Source organism: Micromonospora rubida, assembly GCF_009908295.1.
In the GTDB taxonomy this organism is placed as follows: Bacteria; Actinomycetota; Actinomycetes; order Mycobacteriales; family Micromonosporaceae; genus Micromonospora; species Micromonospora rubida.
The window spans coordinates 766,579-781,539 of the sequence record NZ_JAAALO010000001.1 but is presented as its reverse complement, the minus strand read 5'-3'; the positions used below and the strand labels follow the sequence as shown (position 1 = coordinate 781,539).

Annotated in this window: 7 protein-coding genes; all 7 read left to right on the top strand. The window is 75.1% G+C overall.

Features of this window, described 5'->3' with window-relative positions:
- The first annotated feature begins 87 nt into the window (after positions 1-87).
- The 7 genes from GVV04_RS03215 to GVV04_RS03185 all read left to right on the top strand — a co-directional run bounded on the left by GVV04_RS03215 (position 88) and on the right by GVV04_RS03185 (position 14,865).
- Entirely contained in the window at positions 88-3,312 is a 3,225-nt protein-coding gene (locus GVV04_RS03215) for a non-ribosomal peptide synthetase (RefSeq protein ID WP_161684223.1), read from the top strand.
- Positions 3,305-5,575 carry a beta-ketoacyl synthase N-terminal-like domain-containing protein gene (locus GVV04_RS03210; protein WP_161684221.1) on the top strand — a complete coding sequence of 757 codons (2,271 nt, stop codon included), beginning with the start codon at positions 3,305-3,307 and terminating at the stop codon, positions 5,573-5,575. The genes GVV04_RS03215 and GVV04_RS03210 overlap by 8 nt, the downstream gene beginning before the upstream one ends.
- Positions 5,575-5,841, top strand: a complete 267-nt coding sequence (locus GVV04_RS03205; protein WP_161684219.1) for a phosphopantetheine-binding protein — start codon at positions 5,575-5,577, stop codon at positions 5,839-5,841. The genes GVV04_RS03210 and GVV04_RS03205 overlap by 1 nt, the downstream gene beginning before the upstream one ends.
- Positions 5,841-9,305 carry a non-ribosomal peptide synthetase gene (locus GVV04_RS03200; protein ID WP_161684217.1) on the top strand — a complete coding sequence of 1,155 codons (3,465 nt, stop codon included), beginning with the start codon at positions 5,841-5,843 and terminating at the stop codon, positions 9,303-9,305. The genes GVV04_RS03205 and GVV04_RS03200 overlap by 1 nt, the downstream gene beginning before the upstream one ends.
- Positions 9,302-12,190 (top strand): type I polyketide synthase, encoded by a 2,889-nt coding sequence (locus GVV04_RS03195; protein WP_161684215.1) that lies wholly within the window; start codon positions 9,302-9,304, stop codon positions 12,188-12,190. The genes GVV04_RS03200 and GVV04_RS03195 overlap by 4 nt, the downstream gene beginning before the upstream one ends.
- Positions 12,187-14,244, top strand: coding sequence for a non-ribosomal peptide synthetase (locus GVV04_RS03190; protein ID WP_161684213.1), 2,058 nt, complete (start codon positions 12,187-12,189; stop codon positions 14,242-14,244). The genes GVV04_RS03195 and GVV04_RS03190 overlap by 4 nt, the downstream gene beginning before the upstream one ends.
- Before the next feature lie 90 nt (positions 14,245-14,334).
- Positions 14,335-14,865 carry a P-loop NTPase family protein gene (locus GVV04_RS03185; protein WP_161684211.1) on the top strand — a complete coding sequence of 177 codons (531 nt, stop codon included), beginning with the start codon at positions 14,335-14,337 and terminating at the stop codon, positions 14,863-14,865.
- Positions 14,866-14,961 lie beyond the last annotated feature (96 nt).

Sequence of the window (14,961 nt, the reverse complement as noted above, 5' to 3'; positions counted from 1 at the left end):
GCCGGGAACCCGACCCGGGAGGATTTCCCCGGGGAGCGGGGAACGATGCTCTGTCGGGTGGGACGTCGCAGGGGCCACGCTCGATCCATGGTTCGTACCGGTCCTGCTTCCTTCGCTCAGGAACGACTCTATTTCCTCAACCAGCTCCAGCCCGGCAATCCGGCGTACGTGGTGGCCTTCGCGGTCCACCTGCACGGCGCGCTGCGACCCGAGGTGCTGCGCGGGGCGCTGACGCGCGTCGTCGCCCGGCACGACGCGCTGCGCACCACGTTCGCGCTGGTCGACGGCGTGCTCACCCAGCGGGTGTCGCCCACCCCGCACGCGGACATCGACATCCAGGTGGGCGGGTGGGCCGACCGGGACACCCAGGAGACCTTCCTGCACACCCTGGTCGCCGAGCAGGCCCGGCGTCCCTTCGGGCTCGGCGACGAGCCGGTGCTGCGCGCCTTCCTGCGTTCCTGGGGCCCGGACGAGCACACGCTCGCGGTGTTGGTGCACCACATCGCCTGCGACGGCTGGTCGGTGGGCCTGCTGCTGCGGGACCTCGCCGCCGAGTACAACGCCGCCCTGTCCGGAACCGGTGCCGCCGCGTACGCCGAACCGCCGGAGTCCTACCTGGCGTACGCGCGGCGGCAGCGCGAGTCCTGGGAGCGCGACAGCTCCGGGCTGGACTTCTGGCGAGCCCGGCTGCGTGACGTCCCGCAGCTCGCGCTGCCCACCGACTTCCCCCGGCCGAGCGTGCTCAGCGCCAACGGCGCGGTGCTCCGCCGCCCCGTCGAGCCCGCGCTGGTCGAGCGGCTCACCGGCTGGGCCAGGGCGCGGGGCGCGACGCTGTTCGCGGTGACGCTGGCGGCGTACGCCTCGGTGCTGTCGCGGTACGCGCGCCAGGACGAGGTGGTGATCGGCGTGCCGGTGGCCAACCGGATGGACGAGGCTGAGGAGCGCGTCGTCGGCTGCCTGGTCAACACGCTGCCGATCCGCCTCGACGTGTCCGGCCGGCCGAGCTTCGCCGAACTGGTCGACCGGGCCCGCCGGGTCAGCATGGCCGCGTTCGCCAACCAGGACGTGCCGTTCGAGCAGATCGTGCGGGCCACCGTGGGGGAGCGGCAGCTCAGCCACGCCCCGCTGTTCCAGACCTCCCTGACGGTGCAGAACTTCCCGTTCGCGTTCCCCGAGTTCGACGGGGTGAAGCTGACCGAGGTCGACGTCGAGATCGACGTCACGAAGTTCGACCTGGGCCTGACCCTCGACGTCTCCACCGGCACACCGTTCCTGCGTGCCGAGTACAGCACCGAACTGTTCACCCCGGCGACCGTCGAGACGCTGCTCAACCACTACCTGACCTTCCTGAGGTCGATCGTCGACGAGCCGGCCGCCGAGCCGTCCATGGTGGCGGAGGCCGAGCGGCTGCTGCTGACCGAGGGGGTGAACCCGCCGGTCCCACCGCGCCCGGTCGAGCACCCGTCGGTGCTGCGCCGGTTCGCCGAGCACGTGTCGCGCACCCCCGACGCGGTGGCGGTGCGCCACCGGGACGTGGAGGTCACCTACGCCGAGCTGGACCGGTGGGCCGGGCGGATCGCGGCGGGCCTGGCCGATCGGGGCGCCCGGCGTGGCGACCGGGTCGGGCTGCTGCTGCGCCGGTCGCCCGCGATCGTCGCGGCGATCCTGGGCGTGTGGAAGCTCGGCGGCGTCTACGTGCCACTGGACCCCGAGTACCCGCAACAGCGCCTCGAACTCATCACGGCCAACGCCGCGATGCCGTTCATGTTGGTGGAGGCCAGCACCGCCGACGCCGCCGGGGCGCTGGCCCAGGACCGCGACATCCGGCTGGCCGACGTGCACACCGTCAACGGGGCGTCCGTGGTCGCGGAGACGTTCCCCGGGCCGGACGACCAGGCGTACATCATCTACACCTCGGGCTCCACCGGGGTGCCCAAGGGCGTCATGGTCGGACACGGCGGCCTGGACGCCCTGCACAGCCCGACCCCGGCCGGCCTCGACGTCACCGCCGCCGACGTGTGGCTGGCGGCGAGCTCGTTCTCGTTCGACGCCTCGGTGTGGGAGATGTGGGGCGCGCTGACCACCGGCGGCCGGCTGGTCGTCGCCGACCAGGCCGACCTGGTGGACCGGCAGCGGCTGGCCGTGCTGGTACGCCGCGAGGCCGTCACGGTGGTCTTCCAGACCCCGGGTGCGCTCTACCGGCTGCTGCCCCCCTACCTGCGGCTGCTGGGCGCGGAGGACTCCAGCATCCGCTACGTCATCCTCGGCGGCGAGGCGCTGAGCTGGTCGCGGGTCGCGTCGCTGGTCGCCGGCACGCCGGGCATGCGCGCGGTGTTCGTCAACATGTACGGCATCACCGAGGGCACCATCCACGTCACGATCTTCGCGGCGCCCGCCACGGACCTGGCCCGGGTCAGGGAGGGCAACGTCGGTGTGCCGTTGCCGTCGGGGCGCTGCTACGTCCTCGGCGACGACCTGCGGCCGACCGGGCTCAACGTGCCCGGCGAGCTGTACTGCGGCGGCGTGCTCGTCGCGCACGGCTACGTGGGCAACCCGGAGCTGACCGAGGCGCGCTTCCTGCCCGACCCGTACGGCAGGGGCGTGATGTACCGGACCGGCGACGTGGTCAAGTGGGGCGTCGACGGGAACCTGGTGTACCTCGGCCGCAACGACACCCAGGTGCAGCTGCGCGGCTACCGCGTCGAGCTGGCCGAGGTCGAGGGCGCGTTCCTGACCAACCCGGCGGTGCGTTCGTGCGCCGTGGCGGCGGAGAACGACGAGCTTGCCGCCTTCGTCGTCGGCGAGTTCGGCCCGGACGCCGAACGCGAGCTGCGGGCCCACGTGCGGCGGACGCTGCCGGCGTACATGGTGCCGTCGCGGATCCTGACCGTCGCGGCGATCCCGCTGACCGCGCACGGCAAGGTGGACACCGCGCGGCTGCTGGCCGACAGCCGCGCCGCGCGCACGGCCGCCGTCCCCGAGGCGCGGCGCGACCTCACCGCCGGCACCGGGCTCCAGGAGCGCATCCGGGCCTGCTGGGGCGAGGTGCTCGACCGGGTCGACATCGGGCTGCACGACAACTTCTTCGACCTGGGCGGGCACAGCTTCACGCTGATCGCGCTGCAACAGCGGCTCTCCGAGGAGGGCCTGGACGTCTCCGTGACGGACCTGTTCCGCTCCGGCACGGTCGCCGGCTGCGCCGCGCACCTGCAACAGGAGGCCCCGGTGCTCGCCGACGCGAAGGCGGCGCAGCGCCGTCAGGGCCGCGCCCTGCTCGCCGACCGGCGCCGTACCGGAGGCAGCCGTGGCTGAACTCGACGACAGCGCGGCGGTGGCGGTGGTCGGCATGGCAGTGCGGGCCCCGGGCGCCGAACGTGACCTGGACCTGTTCTGGCACCACGTGGTCAACGGAGTCGACGCGGTCACCTTCTTCACACCCGAGCAGCTCGTCGGCTGGGGCGCGCCCAAGGACGTGGTGGAGCGGCCCGACTTCGTGCCCGCCCGGGCGGTGCTGCGCGGCGCGGACCGCTTCGACCACCGGCTGTTCAGCTACTCGCCGTCGGACAGCGCGCTGATGGACCCACAGCAGCGGATCCTGCTGGAGTGCGCCTGGACCGCGCTGGAGCACGCCGGCTACCCGCCCGTCGCCGCCGACGGCAACCGGATCGGCGTGTACGTCGGCACCGGCCTGAACGTCTACCTGCTCGACAACGTGTGGCCCAACGAACGCGCGGTCGAGGCGGCCGGCGGCCTGGGGCTGATCATCGGCAGCGACAAGGACTTCGCGGCCACCCGGATCGCGTACAAGCTCAACCTGCAGGGCCCTGCGCTGGCCGTGCAGACCGCCTGCTCGACGTCGCTGGTCGCGGTGCACCAGGCGGCGCAGGCGTTGCTGACCTACGACGTCGACGTGGCGCTGGCCGGGGGCGCCACGGTTGCCCCGCCGACGCGGCGCGGGCACCTGTACGAGCCCGGCGGGATCTTCTCCGCCGACGGCCGGTGCCGGGCCTTCGACGCCGCGGCCGACGGCACCGTGCCCGGCGACGGCGCGGGCGTGGTGGTGCTCAAACGGCTCGGGGACGCGCTGCGCGACGGCGACACCGTGCACGCCGTGATCCGCGGCTCCGCGGTCAACAACGACGGCTCCCGCAAGGCGGGCTTCACCGCGCCCGGCCCCACCGGCCAGACCGGCGTGATCTCGGCGGCGCTGAGCGTGGCCGACGTCGACCCGGATACCGTCGGCCTGATCGAGACCCACGGCACCGGCACCGCGCTCGGCGACCCGATCGAGGTGGCGGCGCTGCGGCAGGTCTTCGACAGCGTCCGGCCCGACCGGCTGCCCTGCGCGCTCGGCGCGGCCAAGTCGGTCGTCGGGCACCTGGACACCGCCGCCGGGGTGATCGGCCTGATCAAGACGGTGCTGGCGCTGAAGCACCGGGTGATCCCGCCGATCGCCCACCTGCGCACGCCCAACCCGGCGGTCGAACTGGACGGTTCGGTGTTCGAGCTGCCGACGACGGCCCGGCCCTGGGAGCCGATCGACGGCGTACGCCGGGCCGGGGTGAGCGCCTTCGGCATCGGCGGCACCAACGCCCACGTCGTGTTGGAGGAGGCCCCGGCCGTCCGGTCCCGGCCGCGCCGCCACGTCACCGAGCTGGTCCTGGTCTCCGCCAAGACCGCCGCCGTGGCGCAGGACAGCCTGGACCGCGCCGTCGCCCACGTGGCCGGGACGACGCCCGGCGAACTGGCCGACCTCGCGTACACGCTGCGGACCGGCCGGGCCGAGCTGCCGTGGCGGGCCGCGTTCCTGACCGGAGCGCACGGCTCGCCGGCGACGGTCCGGCAGGCCGACGCGAAGGCGCGGGCGCGCGGGGTGGCGCTGTACCTCACCGGGGCCGGCGAGCTGACCGGCAACCGGCCCAACTACGACGCCGACCCGGTGTACCGCCGGGTCGTCGACGAGGGCGTGGCGCTGCTGCGCGGTCACGACCTCGACGAGGCCGTCCGGGAGCGCTGCGACCGGCTGCTGGCCTGCGTCGGCCTGGCGCGGTCGCTGCGCAGCCGGGGCCTGGCCCCGCGCGCCCTGGCCGGCGCCGGCATCGGCGCGGTGGCCTGCGCGGTCGTGGCCGGGATCATGTCCGTCGCGAACGCGCTGGGGCTGATCCGCGGCACCGGCGTCGACGGCATCCGGCTCCACCCGGCCGACCTGCCCGTGCACGCCTCGGACGGGCAGCCGCTGACCGGCGGCGGCGACCTCGCGTACTGGCGGGCGCGGGCGGCCGAACCGCCCGCGCCGGCGACGCTGCCCGTCGACCTCGACCCGGTGCTCTGGATCGAGATCGGTACGAGCGTCACCCCACACCTGGGCCCGGACCAGCCCGTGCTGCCCGCCGACCGGCACGCCCGCCTGCTGGCGACCGTCGGCGCGCTGTGGCAGCGGGGTGTCATCGGCGCCTGGGACGGCGTGCAGGACACCGGCCGGCGTCGGCTGCCCGCCCCCACCTACCCCTTCGCGGCCACCCGGCACTACCTGGACGCCCCCGCGACCCGCCTGGACACAGAGAGGCACCACTGATGCGCGACGTACACGACCGGACCTGGGTGGCCGAGTTCGAGGAGCTGTGGATGGAGGTGCTCGGCGTCGACACGGTCGACGACGACGACGACTTCTTCGACCTCGGCGGCCACTCGCTCAGCGCGCTGCGGCTGAGCACGCTGATCCGTCAGGAGCTCAACCTCGCGGTGATGTTCGGCCACGTCCTGGAGAACCCCCGCCTCGCCGACCTGCGTGACGTCGCGAGCCAGGTGGCGCTGGACAAGCCCGTGGCGGAGAGCGTGTGATGGCCCCCCGCGACCTCACCACCTGGACGCCGCTCGCCGCGCGGGTGCTCGGCCTCACGCCCGAGCACCTGCGCGACGCGGCCGGCACGGAGTCGTTCGTCGCCCTCGGCGGCACCTCGCTGCAGGCCATCGCGTTGGTCTCGCTGGGCCAGCGTGAGCTGCGGGCGCACGTGGACAGCGCCCGGCTGCTGTCGGCGCTGCCGCTGGCGCGGGCGCTGGCCGGCGCGGTGGACTACGTGGACACCGCGCCGCCGGTGGCCGCGCGGCGGCCCGCCGAGCTGGAACTGCTGCCCGGCCAGCGGTCCATGCTGGCCGGGCACCTGCTCGACCGGGACGCGCCCTACCACCTGATGTTCACGCTGGAGGCGGACGGGCCGCTCGACGGGGCCCGGACCCGCTCGGCGCTGCGCGAGCTGGCGACCCGGCACGAGGCGCTGCGCACCCGGTTTGTCCGGGACCCGCGTCAGGCCCGGATCGTGCTGCCCGCGCCGTACGAGCCGAGGCTGCTGCACCAGACGCTGCCCGACGACGACGCGGTGCGCGCCGTGCACGACCTGTACGGCCGCTCGGCCGCGCAACTGCTGCGCCCCTTCGAACAGCCGCCGGTCGTCTTCGTGCTGACCCGCGCCGGGCGGCGCGACCTGCTGACCATGCTGGTGCACCACACGATCGCCGACGGCTGGAGCATCGGCGTGCTGTGGCGCGAGTTCGCCGAGTTCTACGCCGGCAACGGTCCGGCGGGCGCCGCGCCGTCGCCGGACTGGGTCGGCTCGCGGCTGGCCGCGCAGGAGGCATCCGGGGCGTTGGACGGCGCGCTGGCCCGGACGGCGGCCCGGCTGGACCGCGCGCCGTTCACGGTGACGCTGCCCACCGACCTGCCGCCGGTCGTCGAGGCCGACGGTCACGGCGCGCGGCTGCACCTGCACCTCGACGCCGAGGCGGCGCGGGCCGCGACCGAGCTGGCCCGGCACTGCCGGGTGACGGTGACGTCGGTGGCCATGGCGGCCTGGGCACTGGCCGTGTCCCGCCGCGCGGGCCTGACCGACCTGGTGCTCGGGGTGCCGGCGGCGGGCCGGTTCGAGGCGGGCATGGACGGCATCGTGGGCCTGTGCACCCGGGTCGTCCCGGTGCGCTGCGTCGCGGCCGACGACGTCGACGCGCGGGACTACGTACGCGGCGTGGCGGCGGCGCTGGCCGAGGCGGCGGCCGACGCAGACGTGCCGTTCGAGCGGGTCGTCTCCGGGCTCGGCGTCCCCACCGACCCGGGTCGCAACCCGCTGGCCCAGGTCGGCTTCGCCGCCCACCACGAGCTGGTGCCCGACGAGCTGGCCGCCGGTGGTCGCACCTGGCGGGTGCACGAGGGCCACTGCCACGGCGCGGTGTTCGACGCGCTGCTCTACCTTCAGTCGTGGTCGGGTCGTCCCCGGTTCGCCCTGGAGTACGCGACGTCGGCGCTCACCGCCGCCGACGCCGGGGAGCTGGCCGAGTCGTTCCGGGCGGCGCTGCTGGAGCTGGCCGCCGGGCCGGGTGAGGCCCTGCGCACCGTCACGACCCTGTCGGAGCGGCAGCACGCCCGGCTGCGGGCGCTGGGCGCGGGCGGCTCGTACGACACCTCCGGCGACGTGTGGGGCCGGTTCGCGGCGCACGCGGAGTCCGCGGGCGAGCGGATCGCGCTGGTCGACGCGCACGCCGGGCGCACGCTGACCTACCGCGAGCTGCACGACCACGCAGTCGAGCAGTCGCGGCTGCTGCACGCGCACGGCGTGCGCGCCGGTGACGCGGTGATCCTGGAGCTGCCGCGCTCGGCCGCCGAGGCCGTGGCGGTGCTGGGCGTGCTGCGGCTGGGCGCCCACTACGTCGCGGTCGACCAGCACGCCACCGGCGAGTGGCGGGCACACGTCGCCGCCGCCGTCGCGCCCCGGGCCCGACTCGGCGCGGACGCGCCCGGCCCGGAGTGGGCGGGCGTCGCCGAATGCGCCCTGGCCTGCCCGGCGACGCCGCCGCCGGGCGGGGCGGACGGCTCCGGCGCAGGGCACGGCGACCGCCCGGTCGCGGCGGCCCCGGCCGACCCGGCGCGGACCGCGTACGTCTCCTTCACGTCGGGCTCCACCGGGGTGCCCAAGGGCGTGGTCGTGCCGCACCGGGCGGTGCTGCGGCTGGCCGACGATCCCCACCTGTTCGCCGACCCGGCGGGCCTGCGGATCACGCGGCTGTCCCCGCTGGCGTTCGACGCGTCCACGTTGGAGCTGCTGGTGCCGCTGGCCAACGGCGACACGGTGGTGGTGTTCCCGCCCGGGGAACCGACGCCGAGCGGGCTGGCGGAGTTCCTGCGCACCGCCGGGATCACCCACGTCTGGCTCACCTCGGGTGTGTTCCACCTGGTCGCCGACCACCGCCCGGACGCGTTCGCGGGGCTGCGGCAGGTGTTCACCGGCGGCGGCGTGGTCTCGCCGGCGCACGTACGCCGGGTGTTGCGAGCCTGCCCGGGGCTGCGCGTCACCAACGCCTACGGCCCCACCGAGAACACCACGTTCACCACGACGTACCCGGTCGACCACGCCGACGCTACGCCGGACCCGCTGCCGATCGGCACGCCGGTGCACGGCACCGACCTGTACGTCGTCGACCCGGCGGGGCGCCCCGTCGCGCCGGGTGCGGTCGGCGAGCTGTGCACGGCGGGCACCGGGCTCGCCGACGGCTACCTCAACGATCCCGTACGCACCGACGCGTCGTTCGTCCGGCACCGGGACCCCGGGGTGCGTTTGTACCGCACCGGGGACCTGGTGCGCTGGGGCGCGGACGGGCAACTGCGCTTCCTGGGCCGCAACGACCGCCAGGTGAAGATCGCCGGGCACCGGGTGGAGCTGGTCGACGTCGAGCGCAGGCTGCGGGCGCGGCCCGGGGTGCGGGACGCGGTGGTGTTCACCACCGGGGATCCGGCGACCGGCGTACGCCTGTGTGCCGCGCTCAAGCCGGGGCCCGACGGCCTGGACGTGGCCGGCGTGCGCCGGGCGGTGGAGGCCGAACTGGCCCCCTACGCCCGGCCGCAGCAGTGGGTGACGGTGGCCGAGTTCCCGCTCGACCGCAACGGCAAGGTCGACCTGCGGGCCCTGGGCGCGCTGGCCGGCGTGCCGCAGCCGGCCGACCCGCCCCGGGCCGACCCGGCGGTGGCCGACCCGGCGGTGGCGCGGATCCCCGCCCAGCGCTCGGCGTCGCTGACCGAGTTCGAGGAACTGGTGACGGTGGCCTGGGTGGAGGCGCTGGGCACCGACGACTTCGACGTCGACGAGGCGTTCTTCGACGTCGGCGGGGAGTCGCTGCGGTTGGCGATCGTGCGCCGGCTGCTGCAGGAGCGGCTGGCCGGCCGGATCATCCCGCTGACCGACCTCTACCGCTTCCCGACCGTCCAGACGCTGGCCAGGCATCTGCACGCACAGACCGAAGGAGTAGGCGCATCCTCATGAACGGCGACATCGCGATCGTAGGCATGGCGGGCCGGTTCCCCGGCGCTGCCGACGTCTGGGAGTACTGGTCCAACGTGGTCGCCGGGACGATCACGATCAGCGAGCTGACCCGCGGCGAGCTGCTGGCCGCGGGCGTGCCCGCCGACCGGCTCGACGACCCGGCGTACGTGCCGGCGCGGGGCGTGCTGGCCGACCCGGACCTGTTCGACGCCGCCTTCTTCGGCATCACGCCACGGGAGGCGGAGACCATGGATCCGCAGCACCGGCTGCTGATGCAGACGGCGTGGGCCGCGTTGGAGTCCGCCGGGCTGGCCGGCCAGCAACCGTTCGGGCGGGTCGGCGTGTTCGCCGGGGCCGGCTTCAACTACTACGCGCTGCACCACGTGTTCACGCAGCCCGGCCTGGTCGAGACCCAGGGGCTGCTGTCGGTCGTGCTGGGCAACGAGAAGGACCACCTGGCCGCGAAGATCGCGTACCGGCTGGACCTGGGCGGCCCGGCGGTCACCGTGCAGACCGCCTGCTCGACGTCGCTGGTGGCGGTGCACCTGGCCTGCCAGAGCCTGCGCACCGGCGATTCGGACGTCGCGCTCGCCGGCGGAGTCTGCGTGGCCGTACCGCAGCAGGCCGGCTATTTCTACGAGACGAAGGGCATCATGTCGCCCGACGGCACGTGCCGCCCCTTCGACGCCTCGGCCGACGGGACCGTCCCCGGCAACGGCGTCGCCATGGTGACGCTCAAACGCGCCGAGGACGCCCGCCGCGACGGGGACACCGTGTACGCCCTGATCAAGGGGTCGGCGGTGAACAACGACGGGGGCCTGAAGGTCGGCTACACCGCGCCCGGCGTCGCCGGGCAGATCGACGTGCTGACGCGCGCGTACGCCGCCGCCGGGGTCGACCCCGCGAGCGTCGGTTACCTCGAGGCGCACGGCACCGCCACCGAGGTCGGCGACGCGATCGAGCTGGCGGCGTTGACCGAGGTGTTCCGTCGGGGCGAGCGGCCGTGCTCGATCGGCTCGGTCAAGGCCAACGTCGGCCACCTCGACGCGGCGGCCGGTGTCACGGGCCTCATCAAGGCCACGCTGGCGCTGCACTTCCGGCAGATCCCGCCGCTGGCCGGCCTCAAGCAGGCCCGGCCCGAGCTGCTCGACGGGTCGACCCCGTTCACCGCCGACAGCGTGGCCCGACAGTGGGACGCCGCCGGCGGGCCGCGTCGGGCGGCGGTCAGTTCCTTCGGCCTGGGCGGCACCAACGCCCACGTGGTGCTGGAGGAGGCCGACGGGCCGGCCGTGCCCGGTTCCTCCCCGGCCGACGGCGACGCCGAGCTGATCGTGCTGTCCGGGCGCAGCCCGGAGGCGGTCCGTGCGGGCGCCGAGCAGCTGAGCGAGCACCTGCGGCAGCGCCCCGACCTGGCCGTCGGCGATGTCGCGCTGACGTCGCAGACGTACCGCAGGCACTTCCCGTACCGGCTCGCGGTCGCCGCGCGGGACGTCCCGGCGGCGCTGACCCGGCTGAGCAGGGCGCCGGTCCGCGAGGCGGCACGCCGGCCCAGCGTGGTGTTCCTGTTCCCGGGCCAGGGCGCGGAGTTCCCCGCCATGTCGCGGGGCCTCTACGACCGCTACCCGTCCTTCCGCGCCGACCTCGACCACGGGGCGGGGCTGCTGGCCCCGGACCTGGGGCTGGACCTGCGCGACGTGCTGGTCGACGTCGACCCGCACGGCGTCGTGCACCGCACCGACATCACCCAGCCCGCGCTGGCGCTGCACGAGCTCGCGCTCGGCCGGCTGCTGGTGTCGTGGGGCGTACGCCCGGCGGCGCTGATCGGCCACTCGATCGGCGAGTTCGCGGCTGCGGCCCTGGCCGGCGAGATGGCCGCCGAGGACATGCTGCGCCTGGTCGTCACCCGCGGTCGGCTGATGCAGGACGCGCCCGAGGGCGGCATGCTGGCCGTGCTGGCGCCGGCGCCCGCCCTCCAGGAGCACCTGGCGGGCCTGGACGACCTCGACGTGGCCGCGCACAACGGCCCCGAGGTCACCGTGGTGGCCGGGCCGGTGGCGCAGCTCGCCGCGTTCCGGGAGCGCCTGGAGGCGGCCGAGATCCGCTGCCGGACGTTGCCCGCGCAGCGCGCCTTCCACTCGCGGATGATGGCCGGCGCGGCCCGGCTGCTCGGCGTCGAGGCGGATCGCATCGCCCAGCGGCCCCGCACCATCCCGGTGGTCAGCAGCATCGACGGCGGGTTGCTCGGCAAGGGGCTGCCGCGCGCCGAGGGCTACTGGGCCGCGCAACTGCGCAGCCCGGTGCGCTACCACGACGCGCTGCTGACCGGGCTGGGCCTGCCCGATCCGGTCCTGGTCGAGGTCGGGCCGGGCACCGCGCTGACCGGCACGGCCCGGCAGCTGCCGCAGGACGGGCGGCGGGTACCCGGGTTCGCCCTGCAGCCCCGGCCGGCGGAGCGGGCCGACGCCGGTGACGTGCTCGCCGGACTCGGCGGGCTGTGGACCGCCGGAGCGGCCGTGGACTGGGCCGCGGTGCGCGGCGACAGCAGGGCTCGGCGGGTCGCGCTGCCCACGTACCCGTTCGCCCGTACCCGGCACTGGCTCGACGCCGCACCGGCGCGACCGGCCGAGGACCCTCCGCAACCGGCGGCGCACCCCGCCGACGCGGGCGGGGACGAGGTGCTGAAGGAGATCATCGAGCTGTGGGGCAGGATGCTCGGCTCTCCCGAGATCGGGCCGGACGCGAACTTCTTCGCGCTCGGCGGCGAGTCGCTGCTGTTCATCCGCATGATCAGCCAGGTGCAGCGCAGGTTCGGGGTGCGCGTGTCGACGGAGGCGCTGTCCGCCGATCCCACGCCGCGCGTGCTGGCCGGGCTGGTGACGGCATGACCGGCCGGGCCGATCCGACGCTGGCTGCGGCGGTGGCGGCCGTGCTCTGCCACCGCCTGTCGTCCGCGACCTCGGTCGCCGTGCGCGGCCCGTGGGGCGACAGCCTGGTGCGGGTCCTCCCGGACAGCACCATGACCCAGGTACGCGAGCAGACGCGCGGCCCGCAGCCGGGCCCCGCCGTCGTGGTCCCCGCGTCGGACGAGCCCTCGGCGTCCGTCGCGGTGGACGTCGGGCCGACGGCGCCCACGACGGGCGGCGCCGGGGCGTCGGCGGCGCTGGGCGGAACACCGGTGTGGTTCGCCCACGGCCACGGCGATCCCGCACACCTGCAGGAGCGCCTGGACACCCTGCACGCCTGGCTCGCCGCCCACCCGGACCGGCCGGTGCGGGAAGCCGCGCTGGTCGGCCCGGGGGAGCGCGGGACGTTGCTCGGCTTCAACGCCGCGCCGACCCCCGCGCCGCGCACGCCCGTGCACGAGACGATCTGCCGCCAGGCGCAGCTCACCCCCGACGCCGTCGCGCTGCGCGGCGGCGGACGCGACCGCACCTACCGCGAGTTCCTGGACGAGGCGGCGGCGCTGGCGGGGCGGCTGCGCGCCGATGGCGTGGGACCCGGGTCGGTGGTCGGCCTGTGCACCGAGCGAAGCCCCGAGATGGTGGTCGCGGTGCTCGGCGTCCTGCTGGCCGGCGGGGCGTACCTGCCGCTGGATCCGTCGCATCCGCGCCCCCGGCTGGACCTCATGCTCCGCACGGCCGACGCGGTGCTGGTGCTGGCCGACGACGCGGGGCGGGCCGCGCTGGGCTCCGGCGGGGAGCCGTTCGTGCCCGTACGGCCGCTGTCGGGCGGTGGCCTGCCCGCCGCACCGGTCGACTGGCGCGGTTACCGGGCACCGGAGGAGGTGGTGCGAGGGCTGTCGTACGTCATCTTCACCTCCGGCTCCACCGGAGCGCCCAAGGGCGTGCAGATGACGCACCTGTCACTGGCCAACCGGCTGGTGTGGATGCGGGACGAATACCCCATCGGCCCGGGCGACGTGGTGCTGCAGAAGACGCCGTACACGTTCGACGTGTCGGTGTGGGAGCTGTTGTGGGCGTTCATGGCCGGCGCGACCCTGGTCGCGGCCGAGGCGCAGGCGCACCGCGACCCGCAGGAGATGGTCGAGGTCGTCGCCCGCGAGTCGGTGACCACGGTGCACTTCGTGCCGTCCATGCTCGCCCTGTTCGTCGAGGAGCGCGGGCTGGGCCGGTGCACCGGCCTGCGCCGGGTGATCTGTAGCGGGGAGGCGCTGCCGCCGAAGCTGGTCAACAAGCTCACCACCGCCCTGCCGCAGGTCGAGGTGCACAACCTGTACGGGCCGACCGAGGCGGCGATCGACGTCACGGCCTGGCCGTGCCGGCGGCCCGAACCGGGCGACACGGTCCCCATCGGCCGGCCGATCACGAACGTCGCCGCGTACGTTCTCGACGAGCGCGGCGAACTCGCGCCGCTGGGGCTGCCCGGGGAACTGGTCCTCGGCGGGGACTGCCTGGCCAGAGGGTACGCCGGGCGGCCCGACCTGACCGCGGAACGGTTCGTCGAGGTCGACGTCGCCGGGTGGCCGCAACGGGTGTACCGCACCGGCGACCTGGCCTGGTGGTCGCCGAGCGGGCACCTCCACTACGGCGGGCGCATCGACACGCAGGTGAAGATCCGCGGGCAGCGGGTGGAACTCGGCGAGATCGAGTCGGTGCTCAACCGGCACCCGCTCGTCGCCAACAGCGTCGTGCTGCTCCGCGACGACCTGGGCGTCGCGGCGACCCTGGTGGCGTACCTGGTGGCCGAGCGGGACGCCGACCCGCGACGCCTGGCCGAACCCGTGCTGCGCGCCCTCATGGCGCAGCAGTTGCCCGACTACATGGTGCCCCTGCGGTACGTGGTCCTCCCGGAGCTGCCGGCGACCGCGAACGGCAAGGTCGACCGGGGTGCCCTGCCCGCGCCGCCGGCCCGGGTCCGCCGGCCGGTCGGGACCGTCGACGCCGCCGCTGTCGGCCTGTCGGACGCCGGGCGTCGATGACCGGACCGTGCAGGCGTCGCGGCCCGCCGCCGCTCGATGGTGGCGGGAATCAGGCACATGCCGGGCCGCTGGCGGGCGTACGCTGCCGCGATGAGCGCACCGTCCCGCATCCTGATCTACGGGGTGTACGGCGCGGGCAAGTCCACCCTCGCGGCGCGGCTGGCCGGGCGCCTCGGGGTGCCGTGGTACCCGGTCGACGACCTGCTCTGGCAGCCCGGCTGGGTCGAGGTGCCGGTCGCGCAGCAGCGCAGCCGGATCGAGGAGATCTGCCGACGGGACCGCTGGATCCTCGACGGGGCGTACCACGGGTGGCGGGATGTGCCGCTGGCCCGCGCCGACCTGGTGGTCGGCCTGGACTACCCGCGTTGGTGCTCCCTGTGGCGGCTGCTGCGCCGCACCGCGCGCCGGCTGGTGACGGGGGAGGAGATCTGCAACGGCAACCGCGAGTCGCTGGGCAGCGTGCTGTCCCGGGACTCGATCCTGGTGTGGCACGTCGCCGCGTTCGGCCGGGCCCGCCGGCGGATGCGGGCCTGGCAGGCCGACCCGTCGGGGCCGCCGGTGTTGCTGTTCCGCTCCCCGGCGGCCCTGGACCGCTGGCTGGCCGGCCTACCTGGCCGCTGAGAGGTTCGCCGGCGATGCCATCGGCGGCGGCCTCAACCGGACGAAGCGACCAGAACTTGCAAGCGAGGGGTCGTGGGCGCCGCCGCGAAGAAGCGG